The 22,948-nt window shown below is 62.8% G+C and carries 18 protein-coding genes; 8 read left to right on the forward strand and 10 right to left on the reverse strand.

All coding sequences use genetic code 11. The features are described from left to right. Positions 1-12 precede the first annotated feature (12 nt). The 7 genes from C5N93_RS05015 to C5N93_RS05045 all read right to left on the reverse strand — a co-directional run bounded on the left by C5N93_RS05015 (position 13) and on the right by C5N93_RS05045 (position 8,492). The gene (locus C5N93_RS05015; protein WP_242558491.1) at positions 13-1,308 is read right to left on the reverse strand and encodes a hypothetical protein; all 1,296 of its coding nucleotides are present in this window, start codon (positions 1,306-1,308) and stop codon (positions 13-15) included. Between the two features lie 117 nt (positions 1,309-1,425). After that, the gene (locus tag C5N93_RS05020) at positions 1,426-2,343 is read right to left on the reverse strand and encodes a hypothetical protein (protein ID WP_242558492.1); all 918 of its coding nucleotides are present in this window, start codon (positions 2,341-2,343) and stop codon (positions 1,426-1,428) included. 445 nt (positions 2,344-2,788) lie between these two features. Next, the gene (locus C5N93_RS05025; protein WP_242558493.1) at positions 2,789-4,039 is read right to left on the reverse strand and encodes a hypothetical protein; all 1,251 of its coding nucleotides are present in this window, start codon (positions 4,037-4,039) and stop codon (positions 2,789-2,791) included. Between the two features lie 43 nt (positions 4,040-4,082). After that, positions 4,083-5,081: a GTP-binding protein gene (locus C5N93_RS05030; protein WP_242558494.1), complete on the reverse strand. Its 999-nt coding sequence runs from the start codon at positions 5,079-5,081 to the stop codon at positions 4,083-4,085. Next, a complete protein-coding gene (locus tag C5N93_RS05035; RefSeq protein WP_242558495.1) occupies positions 5,078-6,745 on the reverse strand; it encodes an amidohydrolase in 1,668 nt (555 codons plus the stop codon). The genes C5N93_RS05030 and C5N93_RS05035 overlap by 4 nt, the downstream gene beginning before the upstream one ends. Beyond that, positions 6,742-8,166 carry a sodium:solute symporter family protein gene (locus tag C5N93_RS05040; protein WP_242558496.1) on the reverse strand — a complete coding sequence of 475 codons (1,425 nt, stop codon included), beginning with the start codon at positions 8,164-8,166 and terminating at the stop codon, positions 6,742-6,744. The genes C5N93_RS05035 and C5N93_RS05040 overlap by 4 nt, the downstream gene beginning before the upstream one ends. 125 nt (positions 8,167-8,291) lie before the next feature. Further along, entirely contained in the window at positions 8,292-8,492 is a 201-nt protein-coding gene (locus C5N93_RS05045; protein ID WP_242558497.1) for a DUF3311 domain-containing protein, read from the reverse strand. A 337-nt stretch (positions 8,493-8,829) separates the two neighbouring features. On the opposite strand from C5N93_RS05045, the gene C5N93_RS05050 reads away from it, so the two are divergent. The 5 genes from C5N93_RS05050 to C5N93_RS05070 all read left to right on the forward strand — a co-directional run bounded on the left by C5N93_RS05050 (position 8,830) and on the right by C5N93_RS05070 (position 14,643). Then, entirely contained in the window at positions 8,830-10,260 is a 1,431-nt protein-coding gene (locus C5N93_RS05050; RefSeq protein ID WP_174981175.1) for an FAD-binding oxidoreductase, read from the forward strand. Between the two features lie 43 nt (positions 10,261-10,303). Continuing rightward, on the forward strand, positions 10,304-10,693 hold the full coding sequence (locus C5N93_RS05055; protein WP_150721959.1) for a nuclear transport factor 2 family protein: 390 nt from the start codon (positions 10,304-10,306) through the stop codon (positions 10,691-10,693). Positions 10,694-10,964: 271 nt separating this feature from the next. Further along, on the forward strand, positions 10,965-12,761 hold the full coding sequence (xsc, locus tag C5N93_RS05060) for a sulfoacetaldehyde acetyltransferase (RefSeq protein WP_242558517.1): 1,797 nt from the start codon (positions 10,965-10,967) through the stop codon (positions 12,759-12,761). Between the two features lie 77 nt (positions 12,762-12,838). Then, positions 12,839-13,879, forward strand: a complete 1,041-nt coding sequence (pta, locus tag C5N93_RS05065; protein WP_242558498.1) for a phosphate acetyltransferase — start codon at positions 12,839-12,841, stop codon at positions 13,877-13,879. After that, positions 13,876-14,643: a sulfite exporter TauE/SafE family protein gene (locus tag C5N93_RS05070; RefSeq protein WP_069340137.1), complete on the forward strand. Its 768-nt coding sequence runs from the start codon at positions 13,876-13,878 to the stop codon at positions 14,641-14,643. Before pta ends, C5N93_RS05070 begins: the two co-directional genes overlap by 4 nt. Positions 14,644-14,674: 31 nt before the next feature. Here C5N93_RS05070 and C5N93_RS05075 read toward each other — a convergent pair whose 3' ends face one another. Continuing rightward, on the reverse strand, positions 14,675-16,417 hold the full coding sequence (locus C5N93_RS05075) for a cobalt chelatase (RefSeq protein WP_242558499.1): 1,743 nt from the start codon (positions 16,415-16,417) through the stop codon (positions 14,675-14,677). Next, positions 16,414-17,415, reverse strand: coding sequence for an AAA family ATPase (locus tag C5N93_RS05080; protein WP_242558500.1), 1,002 nt, complete (start codon positions 17,413-17,415; stop codon positions 16,414-16,416). Before C5N93_RS05080 ends, C5N93_RS05075 begins: the two co-directional genes overlap by 4 nt. A gap of 211 nt (positions 17,416-17,626) precedes the next feature. Between C5N93_RS05080 and C5N93_RS05085 the strand changes: the two genes are divergently transcribed. After that, the gene (locus tag C5N93_RS05085; protein ID WP_069340140.1) at positions 17,627-18,415 is read left to right on the forward strand and encodes an IclR family transcriptional regulator; all 789 of its coding nucleotides are present in this window, start codon (positions 17,627-17,629) and stop codon (positions 18,413-18,415) included. A 30-nt stretch (positions 18,416-18,445) separates the two neighbouring features. Here C5N93_RS05085 and C5N93_RS05090 read toward each other — a convergent pair whose 3' ends face one another. Then, entirely contained in the window at positions 18,446-19,405 is a 960-nt protein-coding gene (locus C5N93_RS05090) for an IclR family transcriptional regulator (protein WP_277990209.1), read from the reverse strand. Positions 19,406-19,774: 369 nt separating this feature from the next. Between C5N93_RS05090 and C5N93_RS05095 the strand changes: the two genes are divergently transcribed. Together C5N93_RS05095 and C5N93_RS05100 are read left to right on the forward strand one after the other, a co-directional pair. Next, the gene (locus C5N93_RS05095) at positions 19,775-21,436 is read left to right on the forward strand and encodes a choline dehydrogenase (RefSeq protein ID WP_150721956.1); all 1,662 of its coding nucleotides are present in this window, start codon (positions 19,775-19,777) and stop codon (positions 21,434-21,436) included. A gap of 53 nt (positions 21,437-21,489) precedes the next feature. Next, complete coding sequence (locus tag C5N93_RS05100) at positions 21,490-22,818, forward strand: MFS transporter (protein ID WP_242558501.1); 1,329 nt, start codon at positions 21,490-21,492, stop codon at positions 22,816-22,818. The last annotated feature ends 130 nt before the right edge of the window (positions 22,819-22,948 follow it).

A 22,948-nucleotide genomic window follows, 5' to 3' on the forward strand; every position in this document is an offset into this window, starting at 1 on the left:
CCACCGTAAAAATTAATGACTATCGTCACTCGTGAAACCGAGATTTGTCTCCTCAACCTTAGCTTCGCCGTCGCCATCGGAGATCCCTCCTTCGCTTTCGACGTCACCGCTGTTTACACGCAGAGACTCGTCTAACCACCTCGACGATTGCGCCTGCGTTGACTCGTTTAACGATTCCCACTCCTCATCAAAATGACCCTGACTGACGAAATCGCTCAGTTGCGAGAGCGAATAGGCGTCGTCGTATCCGAAGTTCACGTCTAACATCGGCGAGTGTTGCTCGGCTTCGAAATCCTGCGTCCCCGCCAGAATTCTTGCCCTTTTCGAAAGTCTGGCGCAATGATTGGCGTCTTCGACGTTCCCATCCTCTAGTCGTTGAAGCGCCGTTTTCGCGAGCACGCTCGCGGCGAACGTGTTTGCCGCCGTGGCCTTATCCCCCTCACCACGGCCTTTGTGGAAATCCGCGACTCTCATTAAAGCAATACCATGCGACTTGGCGTCTTGAGACTTCGCAAATGCATCGGCGCCTGTCGTCAGCATCCATAGCAAGCGTGAAGTGTCGGCGTTCGGGACCTCCTCAAGCCGGCGCGCCAACGCCATCAGGGCACTCCCAAGCACGTGGATCTCGATTTGATCGTCGCTGAACGCGGCTAGCTCATCATCCGAAAGACCACGCTCAATGAGCGCAATCCAGACCTCGCAGACCTCCGCATCGAAATCCCGGGGTTGTGGGTTCGCCATCCGCTTCACCAGAGCGGCCAGGAGCGAAGATTCGTTGCCATCCGGCTTCAGCAGCAACTGTCTGGCCTCATGGCGGAGCAGGGCCTTATCGCCAGTCCCGAGCGACGACATCGTCAACGGAAAGCACAACGGAACATCCGGGAAGGTGAAGACGATCAGACCATCCTCCCCGATCCCGGCAGTGGCCATCACGTTATCTCTGACGGAAGACGTCAGCTCGGCCAGTTGATTCGCGGCATCGTCATTGACCGGGCGATGCGGACTGTGGCGCTCGAGATAGTCCCGCCCCTGCCCAAACGACGCGACATGGCAGTGCGCCGCGCCGGCGAGAATGCGCGCCTTTTCCGTACCGGACAACGTGTTGGACACGGTATCCAATACGCCCTTGGATCGGAAGCGCGCGAGAAATCCGGAGATCGTGCTATCCGGGATCTTGCCGCCCAAATTCATCAAGCGATTGAAGTCACTCAACTCGCTCAAGCGACGTTCGCTGAGCATCTGATCCGGATAACCCTGCACCTGAAAGTTCGTGCTCGAGGAAGGTTGAGTGATTGGAGTGGTTGGCATGAGCGTTGCCTCGTCAAATCGTCGTTGAAGTGAGTGCGAGCCTGGGCAGCGGAGCGCAAACGTCTGATATCGCCGCGCACCCTGTGGCCATTCGTCTATGCGGTCACCGCCCTACTGTCATGTCGACAGGGCGGCGTCGCTCTCGAAACTCTCGTTTTGGAAGATGCCGGAAATTGCGTCCATTGAAGGTCTTGGCGTGGACGAATTGACGCGGTCGTCGAAGGGCGAAAACCTATCGCCTTCCAATTGCAGCTCCACGGGAACGAAGCCCCGCGCCATCCGCTCCCATACCGTTCTGGTATTCGATGATGATAGGGATTCGAACGGCATAGTTTCGTCGGGCGTCCGCGCCTCGACGGACTTGTGAAATCTCACGTCGACCGAATTAGCCAGATCGTTCTTCTCAGCGTTCTGAAATGCTCTCACTGCGTGGTCGTGAAATTCCTTCGCGTCTGAAATCATGTTTGATGCCAGAAAGTAGCTCATCGCCTTGTCGAACTCGTGACCCGCGCTCGTAAACTCCCTTTTGGCCAGATCCTTGTCGCCAGAATGCAGCAAGAGCATCGCAATATCGTTGTGGGCCAAACCGCACTCGCCGGGATGGCCGGCTTTGGCGAACGCCCCTCGTCGCTGATACAGAATGCGCTTGAGTAGCACGTCATCTCTGGGCGAGCCCCCTGCCAACTTGTTCGCAAAGGTCCGCAATGCGACACCCAGTGCAAGCAGGTCTTCTCTCTCGTTGCTGAAGCTGCCCGCCGCCTTACCGTCCACGCAGCGATCAATGGCACTCAGCCACGCATGCAAGATGTGAGTGTCGAAACACGCCACATCGGTCTGCGTCATCTTTTGCGCAAACTGAACCAGCAGCGACACCTCGCGCATGTCGCGTCCGAGCAGAAGCGCTCTCGCTTCCGCCATCGTCAGCGCCCCCTGTCCATCGCCGAAACACTCGCTGCCCATCGGGATGTTGAGCTCGATATCGGGAAACTCGAGAATGATTTGATAACGGTCCCCGAGTCGGGCGTTATCCAGCATGGTTTGCCGTATGTCCAACGGAAGCTCATTGAGCAGAATCAGGGCGTCCCGCCCCGCGAATTCCAGTTTTCCGTCTCTCTCCAAGTAGTCCCTACCCGGGCCAGACGACCCGATATGACAAAGGCCTGCACACGACAGTAACCGTGCCTTGATTCCGCAGCACAAGGCGTTCTTTGTAGCGTCTAACGGGCCGAGGTAAACGAAGTTCCTCAGGAACTCGCTGAACACTCCATCGGACGGACATCGTCCCGCCGAAATATGGGCATTGAGCTCGCCCAATGTGCGGCATCGCGCGTCGCTAAGATTGGAATTCGGATAGTTCAGGAGCGGGAAGTTGACATTTCCCTGCGTGACTGTGTTTGGCATGAGCGTTGCCTCGTTGAGAACCCGATGTGAGCAGTCTGCGCCCCTCCGCGGACGCTCAACTATCACGAATCGCCGTGCCCTATTGCGCCTTCTTCCCATCCGGCGCGATGTCGGCCACATGCGTTTCAGGCACGGCAGCTCTGCTCTCCCATTCGGCAATCGTGCCCGGCAACCCGATCTCACGCGCAGAAGGCAACACCGTGGCAGCAAAGACTTGCGCCTCGGCTCCTTTGTCGATGTGCAGATAGCATTTGTGGAATCGATCGGCGAGATCCATCGCGAGTCGATGCTCCCCGGTTTGCAGCAGGCGCTCGAATCCACGCCACGCCATGTCAACGCAGCTCAAAGCCGAAGCGGTGTCGTTGCCCCGGATGAAAAGCTCGGCCGACCGAAGATAGGCCGAGGATGCCTGAAACTCAAGCACCCGCCTTTCGTCGGGAGGCAGCCTCGTGATGTTCTCACGGCGGTACGTCTCGTAGAAGCCCGCCAAATCCACGAATTCCCGTGCCGACTCGCTCCACAGTTCGGCTCGACACAGCGCATGGCCACTACCGCGCAGAACCTGCATTCGCTGATTCGCGTCCATCTCGCACTTCCCTGCGCGTTGGAACAGGGTTGCCACGCGCTGATAGTCCACGTTTTTCGCTTTACGGCTGAACGCGGTCTCGGTCATGACGGCGTCGAGCAGATGCCACCACACCTGGAAATACGGGGCAGGATCATGGGAAGCCGGATCGAGACTCGCGGCACGCGCCAACAGCGTCTGCCTTTTCTCATCCTTCGCAAGCAGCAGCGCCAGACATTCGTCTGTCGTGAGTTCCGCCTGCTTGCCCGTGAAGCAAGCCTCGGTCAAAGGAAAACGTATTTGACTTCCCGGAATCGTCAGGATGATTTTCCCTTGCGCGTCGACCTCGGCGGTCGTGAGCATTTTCCGCCGGGTCTCCGGTGCGATCCGTCTCAACAGGTGTTTCGACGGATCCAACGTTGAATGGGAAAGTCGGCGGTCCCGAGGTGCCAGAAATTGACGCCCCTCTGGATAAGACGCGATGTGCCCCAGCGCTGCCGCGCGCAGCGCCTGCATTTTGGCATCGCCGTTCCTGAACACGTCGATGGCGATGTCTATCGGCCCCATGTAACTGAAGTCGTGGATGAAGCGCTCGTAGACGTCGCCCGGCACCGGCGCTCCGGATGTCATGTCCGCGTCGAACCGCTCCCGCGCATTCAGGCGCCGCTCGCTCAACGTGGCGTCGGGATAGCTGGCAATCGGGAAGTTACAGCCGCTGACTGAGGTGATAGGAGGCATGATCGTCGACACCTGGAATGGAATCATTCCAGACTAGAACGCCCTGTCGCCCGATCCTTTCTGAATTCGTCTACGCCTCGCTGGGCGATGGCTCGGTCAGCGTGGCCTGCAATGCGTGGTCAAGGCGCGCAACGTCGTCGTCCGACAGCACGCCGATGAAGACCATCGACGATTCGTGCAACGCCAGGTTGGGCCGCTTCGAGATCGCCACCCGTGTACCGACCACGTGAACCTCGCTCGCACCGCCCGAAGCAAGGTTCACGAACCCCTTCGCCCGCAGGAGTTTTCCCGGGTACATCGTCAATGCCGCTTTCAGACGATGACGATCCGACACGCCATTGACTCGCCACACAAAGCTTCGTAAGCCTGCGGGCAACGAATGTCCGGAGATGCGCATCGGTCGTCCGCCCAGCCACCCCGGCAGTGCCAGCGCCTCATCCGGAAACAGAATGGCGGGCGGCACAACGCCGTTGTTCGCCGTTACAACCACCTGCGTTGCACCGAGTTCGGCTAGCCGTTCGCGTAGCGATTGCAGCGTGTCGGGCGCGACGAGATCCGTCTTCGTCATCACCAGCGTGCTTGCCGCCATGAGTTGCTTGTGCGCGATGTCGCCGACATAACGATCGGCCAGCGTCTGCCCGATACCTTGCGCATCGACCGCCACCACGATGCCGTGCAAGCGGAATGCCTTGTCGAGCAGCCCCACCTGCGCGATGCGCATCGGGTCGGACACGCCGCTGGCTTCGATCACTAACAGATCGGGACGCACCTCGCGCTCGCCGATGGCGATCAGCGTCTCGACGAGGCGCCCGCCGATAGTGCAGCACACGCAACCGTTCTCGAGACCGATCACGTCGTCGCCTCGCTCTCGAATGAGCGAGGCGTCGACGTTGATCGATCCGAAGTCGTTCACCAGCACCGTGATTCGCAAGCCATCCGCGTTACGAAGCAGCGCATTGACGATGGTCGTCTTTCCCGCCCCGAGATAGCCGCCCAGCACGATCATCGGCACAGGTGCGCGACCTGACTTGTCGGCGGACATCGGGCTGGACATTGACGTGGTCGTCATGCCGGTGCGCGGAATATCTCGCCACCCAGCACCGTGCCCCACACGGGCATCTGACGAAGTGCGTCGACGGGGACCTCATACGGATCGTCCTCCAGTACGGCGAAGTCGGCATACTTGCCCACTTCGATGCTGCCGATCAGATGATCCATTCCCAACGAGAAAGCGGCACCGAGCGTGATGGCGCGCAAGGCGTCGTCGACCGGCAGGCACAACGACTCGCCCAGCACGCGCCCCGACGATGTCTCCCGCTTCACCGCGCACCACGCAGTGAACAGCGGATTGAGCTGCGTGATGGGCGCATCCGAATGCAGCGCGAACGGCAAACCGATCTGACGCGCGATCTCGGCGGCATCCATCCGGTTGGCACGATCCGGGCCCATCGTCTGCTCGTAGTGCGCGTCGCCCCAGTAGTAGACGTGATTCGCGAAGAAATTCACGCACATGCCGAGCCGCTGCGCGCGTGTGAGCTGTGCGACGTCGGCCATCTGACAATGCTGCAACGTGTGACGGTGATCCGTGCGCGGGTGCTTTTCCAGCAGCGCCTCAATCGCGTCGAGCACGACATCGGTGGCTTCGTCGCCATTGGTATGGATGTGAAGTTGCAGACCCGCGGCATGGAACGGCAGAAATGTCTCGACCAGTTGCGACGGCGCAATCAGCCAGAGCCCGTTGGGCTTGCCGTTGTGATATCCCGGCCAGCGCAATCGTGCGGTGAATCCTTGAATCGAGCCGTCGACGATGAACTTGATGGGGCCGTAGTGCAACTTGTCGGTATTGCCCTCGCACGCGCTCAACACGCGCTGCGGGCCACCTTCCGGACACCGCTGCGGCGCGAACGCCGGGACGATGCGAATCGGATAGCTGGGATCGGCCGTCGCGTCATGCAGGTTCGCGTTGCCCGACGGCGTCAGGTCGTTGACGAGGTCGGTCGCCGTCGTCACGCCGGCGAGCTGCGCGACACGTCCGAAGTTCCAGATTGCGCGCGGACTCTCGCTCGCGGCAATCGACAGTCCCTCGCCGATCACGCGATACACCGGAAACATGGCCGCGAACTCCTGCAATTCGCCGGTGGGCTCGCCATCGGCGCCCATCACGATACCTTCGACGTCCGTGCCGCCATCGATGCCGGCGAGTTCCAGCATCGGCGTATTGACGTTCATCAGATGCACGCTCGCATGCAGGATCGCGATGGGGCGTGTCATCGAGACGGCGTCGATATCACGCGCGACGAGCGGGGCGTCCTTGAAGAAGATCGGATCGTAGCCCCATGCAAGCAGAGGCTTGTGCGCGTCGGCCATCCGCTGCTCGGCCTCACGCAGGCGTGCGAGCACGTCCGACGGCGTCTTCAACCCTTCCCACAAATGCCCGTCGGGGCCACGCCGGTCGTAATAGCCGACATAGACAGCGTCCCACATCGCGCCTTCCATCAGGTGGCAATGGCCTTCCACGAGGCCGGGCATCAGCACCTTGTCGCGCAGCGTCTCGATGGGCGTCGCGTCGGTCCAGCGACGCACGTCTTCGATACCGCCGACGGCGAGGATCCGGCCGTCGCACACGGCAACGTGCGTCGCGACCGGCTGCGCGGGATTCATGGTCAGGATCTTGCGGGCGACGAACACGCGAATGTCGTCGCCACGCAGGGCGGTGTTGTCTCTGTCTGTCATTGTGACTTCTTGTAGGAGGAAAGCGCGCCGACGCCGGCGTCCATCGTGGGGGAAGGACGGCTGCCAAGGAGCAGGTTGAACACGGCGATCACCACGACGTTGACCACCAGGCAGATCAACCCGAGGTTGATGCCGCCGAGGTCCGGATTCCTGTAGTAGAGCACGAGCGCCAGTCCTTGCCCGGCAAGTACGCCGGCGGCGATGGCCATCGCGCGCACGCGCAGACGGAACACCACGGCGATCACCCCCGGCAGGAACTGCGTCACACCGTAATACGCCATGTTGATCAGCGTGAGCATCAGATTCGGGGTGAGCAGCGTCAAGACGATGGAGCCCAGCAGGTACAGCACGATCACGACCTTCGAGCTGGCCTTCTGCCGATGCTCCGGCATGCCCGACAGGATGTTGCGCGTGACGATGGGGCCGAGCGCGAGGCAGATACCGGCGAGCACGAGCAGGCCCGAGAGTGCGGCGCCGGCCGCCACGAGGCCGACAAGCCACGACGGCAGCAACTGCGTTACCGCTGCGAAGAACGCTTCGTTCGGCGAGGCCAGTTGAATGTTCTGGCTGATCGCGTAGTACGACGCGAGCACGAGGAACGGATACATCAGCATGTAGAGCGGCATGGCGATCTGCGTGCGACGAATCGTGGCCGCGCTCTTCGCCGTGAAGAAGTTCTGCACGCCGAACGGCATCACGTACATGCCGAGCGACTGGAACACGATGGTCGTCATCGCGAACGTGAGTTGCTGCGTGGTCATCGCGTTGCTCACGTGTTGGCTCGCCGCCTGAAATACGGGCGTCACGCCGGACTCCCACGCCACCGCGACACCGGTAATGACGATGGCCGCCACCATCAGCACGTCTTTGAGTACAGCAATGTAGGCAGACGCACGCACCCCGGCAATCGCAATGTAGACGAACGCCAGCATCGCGGAAAAGCAGATCAGCCAGAGCGGCTGGAAATTCCACCCCAGCCCCTTGAGCGCTGCCACGAGTCCGGTGAACTGCAACTGGCCCCACGGCAGCAGGAACACGATGGCCGTCACCGCAACGACGAGTTCGAGGAAGCGGCTCTCGAAGTGCCCCTTGAACAGATCGGGCAACGTGATGGCGTTGTAGCGTTTGCCGGCATCCCAGATTTTCGGGCCGAGGAAATACCCGACCGGGTAGGCCAGCAGGATGTAGCCGAGGAACCAGACACCGTAGGTCGGCCCTTTCGCGTAGATGCCGCCGGGAAAACCGACCATCGTGCCGATGCTGTAGATCTCTCCGGCAGCCAGGAAGAACACCAGCCACGCGCCGAACTGACGCGACGCCACGAAGAAGTCGTGCACGCTCTGCGGGCCGCGTCCGCCACGCGCTCGCAGCGCAAGATAGACCGACAACAGGATGAAGCCGGCAAAGATGAGGGTTGCCATCGACACAGTCTCCGGAAATGCGGAACGTGGCGGCGTCAGTCACGGCAGCGACCGGCGTGCGCCATCGAAGGCGTAACGCGAGCGCGCGTCACGCCGTGAGAATCATCGGGAATGGAAAAGAGAGATCACGCCGATGCTTCGGTGGTGTGCTTATCGAAAAGCGTCCAGCACAGCCACAGGCACACGGACGTCAGCACGAACCACAGGAAGATCCAGCCGTAGATGAAGGGCACGCCCAGCACATAGCGCTCGACGGACGCCGCCCACGGCAGCAGTCCCACCACGCCGAGATACGGCAACCCAAGGCCAATCAACAATCTGAGCATGTCCAATCTCCGTTGCGCATGACAGACTCACGCACCGGATGGCGACGCGAACCTTTCGACCGGGTCAGTATCCCCAGCCAAAATTCGCGCCGTTTAGAGCCACATGCCAGAAAAGTGTGGTGCCAGAAGGCGAACGCTCAGCGAATCGCAAGGGCAGGACCAGTGCGACGCGTTTGGCGCAAAACGACGAACATCCATAGTGCCAGCCGACGTCAGCGCAAAGGGCATATTCCCCGCAGCCGTGCCGCTTTGCGCTGGCACCATCACAAGTTGCCGGTGGTACTAATCCCGCGAAATTGTTCTTGGCAGTATTGGCTCATTTCCTCAGGAGCCTGACGTGGGTACGATTGAATCCTTCGCGCTGGATCGTCACGCCGCAGCGCCGTACGATCCGCTTTACGATCCGCTAGTCTCGTCCGGTCCCGGTCTGGGCATGGACTACGCGCCGACTTACTGGGTCGCGACCGCCGGTGAGCCGCCGGAAGACGATGGCCCGCTGGCGGGCGACGCCGATGTCGACGTCGTCATCGTCGGTGCGGGCTTCACCGGCCTGTCCACCGCCCTCTTCCTCGCGCGCGAACACGGCATTCGCGCCACTGTGCTCGAAGCCAACCAGACCTGCTGGGGCTGCACCAGCCGCAACGGCGGTCAGGGTCAGAACGCCAGCGGGCGTCTCTATCGCTCCCAATGGATCGACCGCTGGGGCAAGGAGACCGCGCTGCGTCTGGACGCCGAAATTCGCGAAGGCTTCAACACGTTCAAGTCGCTCATCGCCGAAGTGCCGGAGTGCGATCCGCAGCCCGGCGGCCATCTCTACATCGCGCACCGCGATCGAAAGATGGACTTCCTGCGCAACGAGGCGAAGGTCATGCACGACGTGTTCGGCTACGACACGCGCATCCTCTCGCGCGAAGAGGTCAGCGAGGAATACGTCAACGATCAGGAGAATTGCGGCGCGCTGCACGAACCCGACGGTATCGGTGTGCACCCGCTCAAACTCGCCTTCGGCTATCTGCGCATGGCGCGCGCGCTCGGCGCCCGGGTGCATCCGTCGACACCGGTACTGGGCGTCGAGACGATCAATGGCGTGCATCACGTGCGCACGCCGCGCGGGGTGGTGCGCGCTAAAGCGGTCGCGTTCGCCACGGGCGGCTACACACGTAACGACGTGACGAAGGCACTGCGCTCGAAGATCATGCCGATCCTCTCGAACTCGCTCGTCACGCGTGTGCTCACGCCGGAAGAGATCGCCGCCACGAACTTCCGCACGCACGAAGTCATTACCGACACGCGCACGCTGCGCTACTACTACCGTCTGCTGCCCGACAACCGCTTGCAGATCGGCAGCCGCAGTTCGATCACCGGCGCCGATGCGCAGAATCCGAAACATATGGCGGTGCTGGTCGAAGGCCTGCATCGCAAGTTCCCGGCGCTGGGGGGCATTCGCATCGACTACTCGTGGTGGGGCTGGGTCGATGTGAGTCACGACATGATGCCGCGCGTCACGCAACCCGACCCGCGTCAGAGCCTCTTTTACGCGGTGGGGTATGGCGGCAACGGCGTGTCGTTCTCGGCCCACGCCGGACGCCGCCTCGCGCAACGCATCGCCGGCCAGCGCGACCCGTCGTGGAATCTGCCGATCTACGACTCCGCGCTGCAATACCCGAACGTGTTCGGCACGGTGCAATGGCAGGGCTTCGCGCCATTCCGCCGCATCGGCCAACGCTTTCTCTATCAGCGATACCACGCGCAAGACGAAGCGCGTTGATCTCGCCTCCTCCTCCGATTTCTCCGATTTTCTGGAATTTGCAATGACGACTCAGAACGACTCCGCCGCGATCCGGTTGCTCACGACCTTCAACGACGCCTGGAACCGCCACGACATCGACGCCCTCATGGAATGCATGACGGATACCTGCGTGTTCCACGCCGTCGCCGGTCCCGACATGCTCGGGCGCACCTTCGAGGGACGCGAAGCCGTGCGCGCCGCATTCCAGTCCGCATGGGAAAACTTCCCCGACGCCTCGTGGACGGAAGGCAGCCATTTCGTCACCGGCGACCGGGGTGTCTCGGAATCGACGTTTCGCGGCACGAAAGCGGACGGCACACGCGTCGAAGCGCGCATGGTCGATGTCTTCACCCTGCGCGACGGCAAGATCGAAGTGAAGAACGCGTTCCGCAAGGACCGCCCGGCGTTCTGATCACGCCCCGTGGAATGTCCGGATTTCCCGCCCCGCCTGCCGGGGCATTTTTTCTGGGCCTCCCGCCGCACGGCGCGCGACGGCGTATCCGTTGGCCATCTTTTGTATTTTTCAATACAAAACGTACCAAATAATAAAAATACCAATTGACCACGGCGATTTAATCCCCTAGATTTCGATACAAGCAACGAAATCGGAATTATTTGTTCCGTTTATTTTTCACTGGAGACACCCCATGAATGCCAAAGACCCGGCTACGGCCACCCAGCAAATGACGGCGTCCGATGCCGGTCCGCAAACGATGACGCCCTCGGAAGCGTTCGTTGAAACGATGGTCGCCAACGGCGTGAGCGAGATGTTCGGCATCATGGGCTCGGCCTTCATGGACGCGATGGACATCTTCGCGCCGGCCGGCATCCGTCTGATCCCGGTGGTGCACGAGCAGGGCGCGGGCCACATGGCCGACGGTTACGCCCGCGTGTCGGGCCGTCACGGTGTCGTGATCGGTCAGAACGGCCCGGGCATCAGCAACTGCGTGACGGCCATCGCCGCCGCTTACTGGGCCCACAGCCCGGTCGTGATCGTGACGCCGGAAGCCGGCACGATGGGTATCGGTCTGGGCGGCTTCCAGGAAGCCAAGCAACTCCCGATGTTCCAGGAATTCACGAAGTACCAGGGGCACGTGACGCACCCGGCGCGTATGGCCGAATTCACCGGCCGCTGCTTCGACCGCGCGATGGCTGAAATGGGCCCGACGCAGCTCAACATTCCGCGTGATTACTTCTACGGCCAAATCAAGGCCGAGATTCCGCGCCCGCAACGTCTGGACCGTGGCGCCGGCGGTGAAGAGCGTCTGAACGAAGCGGCGGAACTGCTCGCTCAGGCCAAGTTCCCGGTCATCATCTCGGGCGGCGGCGTGGTCATGGCCGATGCCGTCGAAGAGTGCAAGGCACTTGCCGAGCGTCTTGGCGCACCGGTCGTCAACAGCTACCTGCACAACGACTCGTTCCCGGCCAACCATCCGCTGTGGTGCGGCCCGCTCGGCTATCAGGGCTCCAAGGCCGCGATGAAGCTGCTGGCGCAGGCCGACGTGGTCGTGGCGCTCGGCTCGCGCCTCGGACCGTTCGGCACGCTGCCGCAACACGGTCTCGACTACTGGCCGAAAAACGCCAAGATCATCCAGATCGACGCCGATCACAAGATGCTCGGCCTCGTGAAGAAGATCTCGGTCGGTATCTGTGGCGACGCGAAGGCCGCCGCCGTGGCGCTGTCGCAGCGTCTGGCCGAGCGCACGCTCACTTGTGACGCCACGCGTGCTGCCCGCGCCGATCAGATCGCCACCGAGAAGGCGGCGTGGGAGAAGGAACTCGACGAGTGGACCCACGAGCGCGATCCGTACAGCCTCGACATGATCGAAGAGCAGAAGCGCGAGAAGACGTTCAACGGCGGCGAGTATCTGCATCCGCGTCAGGTCCTGCGCGAGCTGGAAAAGGCGATGCCGGAAGACGTCATGGTCTCGACCGACATCGGCAACATCAACTCGGTCGCCAACAGCTACCTGCGCTTCAACAAACCGCGCAGCTTCTTCGCCGCCATGAGCTGGGGCAACTGCGGCTACGCGTTCCCGACGATCATCGGCGCGAAGGTGGCCGCACCGCACCGTCCGGCCGTCTCGTATGCGGGCGACGGCGCGTGGGGCATGAGCCTGATGGAAACGCTCACGTGCGTGCGCCACAACATTCCGGTCACGGCCGTGGTCTTCCACAACCGTCAGTGGGGCGCCGAGAAGAAGAACCAGGTGGACTTCTACAACCGTCGCTTCGTCGCCGGTGAACTGGATAGCCCGAGCTTTGCCAACATCGCCCGTGCCATGGGCGCCGAAGGCATCGTGGTCGATCGTCTGGAAGACGTCGGCCCGGCGCTCAAGAAGGCCATCGATCTGCAGATGAATCACGGCAAGACGACCATCATCGAAATCATGTGCACCCGCGAACTCGGCGATCCGTTCCGCCGCGACGCGCTCTCCAAGCCGGTGCGCATGCTCGACAAGTACAAGGACTACGTCTGACGCGATAGGCTTTTTTCGTGTGATTGCGCTCCCGGCTCTGTGGGTGCCGGGGGCGCTTTTTTTATTTTGCAGACATCATGAAAGCCATCAACCGCATCATCGATACCGCGCGTCGTGCCCCCATGCGCATCGTGTTGTGCGAGTCGGACGACGAACGCGTCCTGAGCGCCGCAGCACACGCCACGCGTGAGGGCATCGCGCGCATCGTGCTCGTCGGCGACATCGGCAAGACACAGCGCGCCGCCGACGCCGCACGCATCGATCTCACCGGCATGGAGCTGATCGATCCCGCCACATCGGACATGACCGAGGCGTTCTCGCACATCTGGTACGGCATTCGCTCGAAGAAGGGCATGACCCGCGATCAGGCCACCGAGGAAATGCGCACGCCGCTGGGCTTCGCGAACATGATGGTGCGCCTCGGTCATGCCGACGGGTCCGTCGCCGGTGCCGTCAACACCACGGCCGACGTGGTGCGCATGGCGATCCAGATCATCGGCGTGCAACCGTCGTTCAAACTCGTGTCGAGCTTCTTCCTGATGATGCTCTGCGAGCCGTTCCATACGATGAAGGGCGGGCTGATCTTCTCGGACTGCGCCCTCGTCGTCGATCCCGACGCCGGCCAACTCGCCCAGATCGCGCTGGCCGCTGCCGACAGCGCCGCCGCGCTGCTCATGGAGCCGCCGCGTGTGGCCATGCTGTCGTTCTCGACCAGCGGTAGCGCCAAACACGCGGCCGTCGACAAGGTCGTGGAAGCGACGCGTCTGGTGAAGGAAGCGCGCCCGCAACTGGCCATCGACGGCGACGTGCAGCTCGACGCCGCCATCGTGGCCGAGATCGCGCAGCGCAAGGTCGTGCATTCGCAGATCGAAGGCCATGCCAACACGCTGATCTTCCCGAGTCTCGACGCCGGCAATATCGGCTACAAACTGGCCGAACGGATTGGCGGCGCGAAGGCCATCGGGCCGCTGTTGCAGGGGTTGAATCGTCCCGCGAACGACTTGTCGCGTGGATGCAGTGCCGACGACATCTATTACGTCATCGGCGTGACCTGCGTGCAGGCGCAGGCCGCGCGCGCCAAGCTGACCGGGACCTCGCCGCTCGCCCTCCGGGTATGACGTGGCAGACGATTCAGGCGTCGCTGCCGCTGATGTTGCTGCTGGGCTTTGCGACGTACTTCCAGACCGTGACGGGCTTCGGGCTCGGCATGATCGTGCTGGGCGGCGCGAGCGGCTTCGGGCTCGCGCCGGTGGCCAGCGTGGCGATCCTGGTGAGTCTGGTCACCCTCGTCAACAGCGCCCTCGCCCTGCCCGGCACGCTGCATCTCATCGACTGGCGCGCCGTCCGGGCGGCAACGCTGGGCATCGTTCCGTCGGTGATCGTCGGCGTGCTGCTGTTCGATTACCTGAACGGCACGGCGTCGAACGTGCTGCATCTGCTGCTCGGTGCCGTGGTGCTATACGGCGGCATCGGCTCCGCGCTGCGGCCTGCGCCGAAGACCGAACGCTCCGGCGATACGGGCTTCTTCTTCAGCGGCATCTTCGGCGGCTTGCTCAGCGGAATGTTCGGGATCTCCGGGCCGCCGCTGATCTTCTACTTCTATCGTCAGCCGCTCACCTTGGTGCAGATCCGTTGCGCCTTGATTCTCCTCTTCGCGGTCACGGCATCGATTCGTACGACCTATAGCGCGTTTGCCGGGCAACTGCCCGCATCGATGTGGTGGCAGGCCGCCATCGCGCTGCCCGTGGTGACCTTCGCGACGCTCTTCGCCCGACGCCATCCGCCGCCCCTCTCGGGCGTGACGACACGGCGTCTCGCGTTCCTTACGCTGATCCTGCTGGGGGCGCATCTGATGGTCGATGCCGTGCTGGAGATGGTGTGATGCAACGCCGACGTTAGCGCTGGAGCCAACCTCAGCCGCCGCTGCGCCGTCCACCGCTGCCGATCCAGTCGACGAGCCTCGCCAGCATCGTCATGTCGGGCAGCGACGTGAGGTCCAGCGCCAGCGAGTGACGGTAGTACGGGCTCAGATCGAGGCCCACACCGAGCCCCATCACTTCGACATCGCCGCGCAATTGCTGCTGCGCCACCACGTCGCGCAGGTGATGGTCGAGATAGTGTTCATCGTTGACCTGGTTGGTGGCGGCGTCCATCGGGCTGCCGTCGGAAATCACGATCAGCAGACGCCGGTTCGCACTGCGCGTGCGCAAACGCTCGCACGCCCACTCGACGGCTTCGCCATCGACACCCTCGCGAAACAGATCCGCCTTGAACAGCGAGGCGATGTCGGTGCGCGCGCGTCGCCAACTGGTGACGGCATCCTTGAAGATGAGATGCGAGACCTCGTTCAGGCGGCCGGGGAAACGCGGCTTGCCGCGGGCGAGCCAGTCCGTGCGCGCACGTCCACCGTTCCAGGCGCCGGTCGTGAATCCGAGGATCTCGTTGGTGACGCCCGCGGCATCCAGCGCGCGCGACAGCACGTCGACGATCATGGCGACGGCATCGATCTGCGCCTTCATCGACCCGGAGCAATCGATGAGAAAGCTCACCATCGACTCGGCAATCAGCGTGTGCTTTTCCAGCCGGAACAGCCGTCGCTCGGCCGGTGAGCTGACGAGTTGTGCGAGACGGCGTCCGTCGATACGTCCCTGCTCTTCGCCGAACGACCAGCCGTCGCGCTGCGGCACGGCAAGCGCCGCCTGCAACGCCCGCGCGAGCCTCGGCACGTTGATGGCCTCCGCGACGATGCGCTCGTCCAGACGTTCGCGGAATTCAGTCAGCAAGGCGCGTCGCACGAGCGTGCCCGCGTAAAGCTCACGGTCATAGCGCTGGGTGAACACGCGATAGCCCTGCTCGGACGCCTTGAGCACGCGGCTGTCGCCCGAATGGGCTAGCGTGATGCCGTCGTCTTCCTGTTCGTCGAAGTCCAGAAACAGCGAGAACGCGTTGCGCACGCCCTTCTCGTCTTCGTCGTCCTTGTGATCGTTTTCCTCCGGCTCACCACCGGCCGCGCGAATCAGGCCAGCGATGTCGGCGGCCAATGCCAGCGCGTAGACGGCGAACGCCGCCTGATCGGTGCGCGTGCGCCGCATGCCCGCCAGCGCGCTGCCAATGCGTGGCGCGATCGCCATGCGAGTGGCTTCGATCAGCCCCTCGGTGTCTTCCACGACGGGATAACCGGTCAGGCGCGACCAGCTCATCTGCGCGACGGTGTACAGCAGCAGCCCCACATGATTGTCGGCCACGCCCGTGGCGTGCATCGCGCGCGACCACGCTTCGAAGCGTTCTCGCAGGTTGGCCGCGACGCCCGGCATGCCCGGCGGAATGAACGTCTCGCAGCGCAGTTGCTCCAGCAACTCGAAGAGCAGACGCTCCAGCGGCGCGTCCGGCAGGAGACGACGATGCAGGGCGGCGTCGCTGTGACGCAGTCGTAGCGCCGCGCCATCGGCGGCGCCACGCAGAGTATGCAAAGGGTCGGCAGGTGGCGGCAGCGTTTGGAGATGCGGTGCATGCAACGGCAGCGGCCGCATGTTCCGGCACAGGCGCGCGCCGCTGTAATGCAGCGCGGCATCGCCCGTCAGCGCGCGAACGGTGGCGGCGCACAGCGCCTCGCCCGCCGCGGCGCGCCGTGCTGCCTCGCGCTCCGAGATCGTCATGACGCATCGGCCAGCAGCGAGCGGCCGCCGTCGTTCGTCGGCAACTCATGGCCGAACGCGCGCTGGTAATACTCCGCCACCACGGCGCGTTCCGCCTCGTCGCACTTGTTCAGGAACGTGAGACGGAACGCGAGTCCCGCATCGCGGAAGATGCCGACGTTCTCCGCCCAGTTGATGACCGTGCGCGGCGACATGAGCGTGGACAGATCGCCGGTCGCAAAGCCCTTGCGCGTGAGTTCGGCCACGCTGACCATCGAATCGATCAGTGTGCGCCCCGCGTCGTTATCCAGCGCAGGCACGCGCGCGAGCACGATGCCCGCTTCGTCTTCGCGCGACAGGTAATTGAGCGTCGCCACCACGTTCCAGCGGTCGATCTGCGCGTGGTTGAGCACTTGCGTGCCGTGATACAGACCGTTGAGATTGCCCAGACCGACGGTGTTCGTCGTCGCGAACATCCGAAACGCCGGATGCGGATGAATCACGCGATTCTGATCGAGCAGCGTGAACTTGCCGTCGCGCTCGAGAATGCGCTGGATCACGAACATGACGTCGGGGCGTCCCGCGTCGTATTCGTCGAAGATCAGCGCCACCGGACGTTGCAACGCCCACGGCACGATGCCTTCCTGGAATTCGGTGATCTGGTGGCCGTCGCGCACGACGATGGCGTCTTTACCGACGAGATCGAGACGGCTGATGTGGCCGTCGAGATTCACGCGCACGCACGGCCAGTTCAGCCGCGCGGCGACCTGTTCGATGTGCGTCGATTTACCCGTGCCGTGCATGCCCTGCACCATCACGCGACGGTTGTTCATGAAGCCGGCCAGAATCGCGAGCGTCACATCGGGGTTGAAGCGATACGCCGCGTCGATCTCGGGCACGTGATCGTCGCGCTCACTGAATGCCGGCACCTGAAGATCAGTGTCGATGCCGAATACGGTGCGCGCATCGACGCTGCGATCCGGCTGCTGGGTTGCGATGTCCACCACGGTGTCTCCCATCCATTTCCAAAGCGCTGTCGGCGCATCATGGTGGCATCATAGCGTTAACCATTTTTAGAAACAATTTGTTCCGAATAATTAAAACACGGATTGACGATGCCCGACGGCTCGTCTAGATTCGGGAGAACTGAAACGCATCGGAACCTTGCCAATGCCGGTCGAGAACCTGTTTGGGTACAATACCGCTGATCCATTTTCCGGAACGGCGCATATGAACGACGTAGCGATTCAGCACGACTCCCCCTCCGACAACAAGGCGGATACGCCGACCCTGCGGGCGTTCGCGCTGCTCGAATATCTCGTCGCTGCCGACGCGCCCGTCTCGCTCGCGGACATGGCGCACGACATTCAGATGCCGAAAGCATCGCTGCACCGCATGCTCGGCTCGCTCGAAGCCGGCGGACTGGTGATTCGCGAACCGGGCCAGAAGAACGCTTATGTGATCGGCCCGCGTCTGGCGCAACTGAGCCTCGGCGTGATGATGCAGGCCGGTGCGCGACGCATGCGCCATGCGATTCTCGGGCGTCTCGTGGCCGATCTCGGCGAGACCTGCAACCTCACGATGTTGCATGAGACCGAGGTGCTCTATCTCGATCGTATGGAAGCGCCGTGGCCGCTGCGTCTCGATCTGAAACCGGGTTCGCACGTGCCCGCGCACAGCAGCGCAAGCGGCAAGCTGCTGCTGGCGATGATGCCTCGCGAGCAGCGCGCCGCCCTGTTGCGTGCAATGAAATTGCAGCGCTTCACGCCGAACACGCTGACCGATCCTGAATTGCTGGAAAGCGAACTCGACCGCATTGCGCACAAAGGCATTGCTGTCGATAACGAAGAGTTCGTGCTGGGTATTGCATGCGTGGCGGCGCCCGTCCTCAAGGAAGACGGGGCCTGCATCGCGGCAGTGGCCGTGCATGCGCCGGTGTCGCGTACGTCGCTGTCCAGGGCGATGGAGTTCGTGCCGCGTCTTCAGGAAGCGGCCAAGGAACTGGCGAAGACGTTCTGAAACATCGATCGCGCGGGTGTCACGGTCTCGTCAGACGACCTTCGCCCGATCCGCGCCGTCTTCGGTTTTCTCCGCTTCCGCTTTTTTCGCCAACGCCTCTGCCTTGCTTGCCCGCTGCCAGTCGAGCAGCGGCGCGAGCGCCGTCGCCGTCTCGCGCAACGTCGGCACCAATCCCATCAATTGCTCCAGCGTCACGCGCGCCGTCGGCCCATGCACGGCGAGCACCGCGCGCACGTGACCGTCCTCCGGCGCACGCACCGGCACGCCGACGGCGACCATGCCGCGCACGAACTCCTCGTTGTCGATACCGATCCCGCGCGCGGCGAGCCGGTCCAGTTCGGCTTCGAGCAGGCTGACGTCCGTAATCGTTCTCGGTGTCATCCGCTTGAGCGACAGTCGCGAGAGCACGGCACGACGCTCCGCCACGGGCATCTGCGACAGAAACAGCTTGCCGCTCGCCGTGCAGTGCAACGGCACGCGCATGCCCGGGTGCATCTGCATGCGCAGCGGTTCGTTCGTTTCTACCCGTTCGATGTAGAGAACTTCGTCGCCGTCGAGCGCGGTGAGGTTGACGGTCTCGCCCACACGATCCACCAGCGCACGCAGTAAGGATCTCGCCGCCCGCGTGAAGTTGTTGTTCGCAAGCGTGACGAGCGCGAGACGCGCCGCACGCGGGCCCAGCGACAGACCGCGCTCCGAGCCGCGCGAATCGGGAACATGCGAGACGTAGCCGCACACTTCCAGCGCTTCGATCAGCCGCATGAGCGTGGCCTTGGGAATCGACAGACGCGAGGCCAGTTGCGACAGCGTGTACGGCTGCCCGGCCATCGCCAGACGCTCGATGACGGCCAGCGCGCGAAGATTGCGCGCCTCGTCGCTCGCGCGCAGATCGGCGTCGTCCAGCGTGCCGGTGTCGCGCGTGACTTGCTGTGTGTCTTGCTTCGCGTCCTGCCTTGTTTCCAGTCTCGCTTCCTGCTGCGCTTCCCGCATCAAACGCCTCCTGAGCGCGTCCACCCGAAATGCATTTCGATCAATAAAAGAAACAAAATATACCAATTTTTGATCGACGATCAGCCCCGGGATTACCCGTGAGCGACGCGGCATTCACGTTCGGCCACGTCGCGCGCGCATCGTTCGTCATCGCAGCATCGACTAAGTAAAACCCCGCAGATGCGCCGCAGCAATCGCTCGGTTATGAGACGGCAAGCGCGAAATCCGTTTCAGTTTCCTGTCTCCGGCTTTTTTTCGCTTGGCATTTGTCCTTCGCTCGCCGACATTGGATCGAAACAAACCGAAACGAATCGTTTCATCCGATGGGGATGCAAACGGGACGCAAACGTCAAGCAGGAGACAGGCGGTATGGAACATGAGGTCGACTATCTGATCGTCGGTGCGGGCTCGGCAGGTTGCGTGCTCGCCAATCGTCTGAGCGCAGATCCCGCGAACCGGGTGCTGTTGCTCGAAGCCGGCGGGCCCGATAGCAATCCCTGGATTCACATCCCGGTCGGCTATTTCAAGACCATGCACGACCCCGAGCTGGACTGGTGCTATCGCACCGAGGCCGACGCCAACGTGGCAGACCGTCAGATCGACTGGCCGCGCGGCAAGGTGCTCGGTGGATCGAGTTCGCTCAACGGTCTGCTGTATGTGCGCGGCCAACGCGAGGATTACGACCATTGGGCCGAGCTGGGCAATCGCGGCTGGCGCTATGCCGACGTGCTGCCCTACTTCCGCAAGTCCGAAGATCAGGAGCACGGTGCGAGCGAGTATCACGGCGCAGGCGGGCCGCTGAAGGTGTCGGATCTTCGACTGCGGCGTCCCATCGCCGAGCATTTCATCGCCGCCGCGAAGGATACGGGCATTCCGTTCAACGAGGACTACAACGGCGCGACGCAGGAAGGCGTCGGCTACTTCCAGCAGACGGCATTCCGAGGCTTTCGCTGGAGTACGGCGAAGGGCTTTCTCAAGCCGGCGCGCCATCGTCGCAATCTGATCGTCGAGACGCGTGCCCAGACGTGTCGTGTGCTGTTCGAAGGCAAACGCGCCGTCGGCGTCGAGTATCTGCAAGACGGCCAGCGCAAGAAGGCGCGCGCACGTGTCGAAGTCATTCTCGCGGCCGGCGCCATCGGCTCGCCGCAGTTGCTGCAAAACTCGGGCGTCGGCCCGACGACGGTGCTCGCGAAAGCGGGCGTCGCGTTGCGTCATGCGTTGCCCGGCGTCGGCCAGAACCTGCAAGACCATCTGCAAGTGCGGCTCGTCTTCAAGACTCGCGAGCGCACCCTCAACGACGAGGTGAACAACCCGTTGCGCAAAGCGCTCATCGGCCTGCAATACGCACTGTTCCGCACCGGCCCGCTCACGCTCGCCGCCAGTCAGGTGACGATCTTCACGCGCTCGCGCCCGGAACTCACGCGCCCCGATATCCAGTTCCATATGCAGCCGCTGTCCGCCGACAAACCCGGCAAGGGCGCCCATCGTTTCTCGGCCTTCACGTCGTCCGTCTGCCAGTTGCGCCCGTACAGTCGCGGCAGCGTGGAAATTCGCGGCAACGATCCGCTGCAATACCCCTCGATTCATGCCAACTACCTGTCGGACGAACGCGATCATCGCGTGGTGATCGACGGCATCAAGGTCGCGCGCCGCATTGCGTGCGCCCCGTCGCTCGCGCCCCACATCATCAGCGAGTTCGTGCCCGGCGCGCAGTATCAGAGCGACGACGAACTGCTTCAGGCCGCGCGTCAGTTCAGCCAGTCGATCTATCACCCCGCAGGCACCTGCAAGATGGGTGACGACAGCATGGCGGTGGTCGACGACCGGCTGCGCGTGCACGGTCTCGCGGCGCTGCGCGTCGTGGACGCCTCGATCATGCCGGAGCTGGTCTCCGGCAACACGAATGCACCGACCATCATGATTGCCGAGAAGGCGGCCGACATGATTCTCGAAGACAGGAAGCAAGCGTCGGGCATGCAGGAAATCCGCGGCAGCAAGGAGGCGCCTGCGGAGATCGCGCTGGCGGTTTAGTCAGTCCCACCCGACACATGCACCCCCAACCATTACAAGATTCGGAGACAACCATGAATGCATCGACCCAGACCGACGCCCGGCAGATGCGCCGGGTCGTCGTCGCCAGTCTCATCGGCGCCACCATCGAGTGGTACGACTTCTTTCTCTACGGCGTCGTCGCCGGCATCGTGTTCAACAAGCTGTACTTCCCCGGCGGCGACCCGCTCGTCTCGACGATGCTCGCCTACGGCACGTTCGCGGTCGGCTTCCTGAGCCGTCCCCTCGGCGGCGTGATCTTCGGGCACTTCGGCGACAAGCTCGGGCGCAAGAGCATGCTCGTGATGACACTCACCATCATGGGCATCGCCACCATGCTTATCGGCCTGGTGCCGACGTATGCGCAGATCGGGCTGTGGGCGCCCGTGCTGCTGCTCCTGCTGCGTGTGCTGCAAGGTATCGGGCTCGGTGGCGAATGGGGCGGCGCGGTGCTCATGGCGTTCGAATACGCGCCGAAGGAGAAGCGCGGCTACTACGCCAGCATTCCGCAAGTCGGGCTGGCGCTCGGTCTGTGTCTGGCGTCCGGCGTGGTCGCGGTGCTGTCGTACACGCTGACCAACGCGCAGTTCCTCGCGTGGGGCTGGCGTGTGGCGTTCTTCCTGTCGGTCGGACTCGTCGCCATCGGCATGTACATTCGCCTGAACGTGATGGAAACGCCGGAGTTCTCGAAGATCAAGAAGGCGGGCGCCGAGATCAAGATTCCGATTGCCGAAGTGCTCACCAAGAGCCCGGGCAATGTGCTGGCAGGTATGGGCGCACGCTTCATCGACGGGGTGTTCTTCAACATCTTCGGCGTGTTCTCGATCGCTTACCTCACGCAGACGCTCAAGCTCTCGCAGACCGAAGCGCTCACCGGCGTGATGGCCGCCGCGTTCGTGATGATCTTCACGATTCCGTTCTTCGGCAAGCTGTCCGACAAGATCGGCCGTACCCGCATCTACTTCTGGGGCTCGCTCGCCACCGGTCTGTCGTCGTTCGCGGGCTTCTGGCTGATGAAGGCGAGCGGCGGCAGCGTGATGCTCGTGTGGCTGTCCATCGTGATCCCGCTGGGCGTGATCTACGCGTCGGTCTACGGTCCGGAAGCGGCACTCTTCTCCGAACTGTTCGACGCCAAGGTGCGCTACACCGGCATCTCGTTCGTCTATCAGTTCTCCGGCATCTTCGCGAGCGGCCTGAGCCCGATCATCGCCACGTACCTGTTGCAGAAGAACGGCGGCGAGCCGTGGATGATCTGTATCTACGTGCTGATCGCCGGTCTCATCAGCGCACTGTCGGCCGCGTGGATCGGCAGTCGCAAGCGTCGCGAGCAGGTCTGGCACGGGGCTGGGGTGACCGAGCATTGAGCGTGGCCTGACGCGAACGCCATTTGACTGGGGCCTTCGGGGGAAGGCCGGTGTCTGGCGAGAGCGGCAATCGCAAGGGCGTGTCCGACAATCGGACACGCCCTTTGCTTTTGCGGTTACGGGATAAGGG

It is taken from the genome of Pandoraea sp. LA3 (genome assembly GCF_022696215.1).
GTDB classification, from domain to species: Bacteria; Pseudomonadota; Gammaproteobacteria; order Burkholderiales; family Burkholderiaceae; genus Pandoraea; species Pandoraea capi.

What these genes read in the sequence shown, in the direction of transcription:
- C5N93_RS05015 (WP_242558491.1), bottom strand. Translation starts at nt 1,308, where the DNA reads ATGCCAACCACTCCAATCACTCAACCTTCCTCGAGCACGAACTTTCAG.
- C5N93_RS05020 (WP_242558492.1), bottom strand. Translation starts at nt 2,343, where the DNA reads ATGCTGGATAACGCCCGACTCGGGGACCGTTATCAAATCATTCTCGAG.
- C5N93_RS05025 (WP_242558493.1), bottom strand. Translation starts at nt 4,039, where the DNA reads ATGATTCCATTCCAGGTGTCGACGATCATGCCTCCTATCACCTCAGTC.
- C5N93_RS05030 (WP_242558494.1), bottom strand. Translation starts at nt 5,081, where the DNA reads ATGACGACCACGTCAATGTCCAGCCCGATGTCCGCCGACAAGTCAGGT.
- C5N93_RS05035 (WP_242558495.1), bottom strand. Translation starts at nt 6,745, where the DNA reads ATGACAGACAGAGACAACACCGCCCTGCGTGGCGACGACATTCGCGTG.
- C5N93_RS05040 (WP_242558496.1), bottom strand. Translation starts at nt 8,166, where the DNA reads ATGGCAACCCTCATCTTTGCCGGCTTCATCCTGTTGTCGGTCTATCTT.
- C5N93_RS05045 (WP_242558497.1), bottom strand. Translation starts at nt 8,492, where the DNA reads ATGCTCAGATTGTTGATTGGCCTTGGGTTGCCGTATCTCGGCGTGGTG.
- C5N93_RS05055 (WP_150721959.1), top strand. Translation starts at nt 10,304, where the DNA reads ATGACGACTCAGAACGACTCCGCCGCGATCCGGTTGCTCACGACCTTC.
- xsc (WP_242558517.1), top strand. Translation starts at nt 10,965, where the DNA reads ATGACGGCGTCCGATGCCGGTCCGCAAACGATGACGCCCTCGGAAGCG.
- pta (WP_242558498.1), top strand. Translation starts at nt 12,839, where the DNA reads ATGAAAGCCATCAACCGCATCATCGATACCGCGCGTCGTGCCCCCATG.
- C5N93_RS05070 (WP_069340137.1), top strand. Translation starts at nt 13,876, where the DNA reads ATGACGTGGCAGACGATTCAGGCGTCGCTGCCGCTGATGTTGCTGCTG.
- C5N93_RS05075 (WP_242558499.1), bottom strand. Translation starts at nt 16,417, where the DNA reads ATGACGATCTCGGAGCGCGAGGCAGCACGGCGCGCCGCGGCGGGCGAG.
- C5N93_RS05080 (WP_242558500.1), bottom strand. Translation starts at nt 17,415, where the DNA reads ATGGGAGACACCGTGGTGGACATCGCAACCCAGCAGCCGGATCGCAGC.
- C5N93_RS05085 (WP_069340140.1), top strand. Translation starts at nt 17,627, where the DNA reads ATGAACGACGTAGCGATTCAGCACGACTCCCCCTCCGACAACAAGGCG.
- C5N93_RS05090 (WP_277990209.1), bottom strand. Translation starts at nt 19,405, where the DNA reads ATGCGGGAAGCGCAGCAGGAAGCGAGACTGGAAACAAGGCAGGACGCG.
- C5N93_RS05095 (WP_150721956.1), top strand. Translation starts at nt 19,775, where the DNA reads ATGGAACATGAGGTCGACTATCTGATCGTCGGTGCGGGCTCGGCAGGT.
- C5N93_RS05100 (WP_242558501.1), top strand. Translation starts at nt 21,490, where the DNA reads ATGAATGCATCGACCCAGACCGACGCCCGGCAGATGCGCCGGGTCGTC.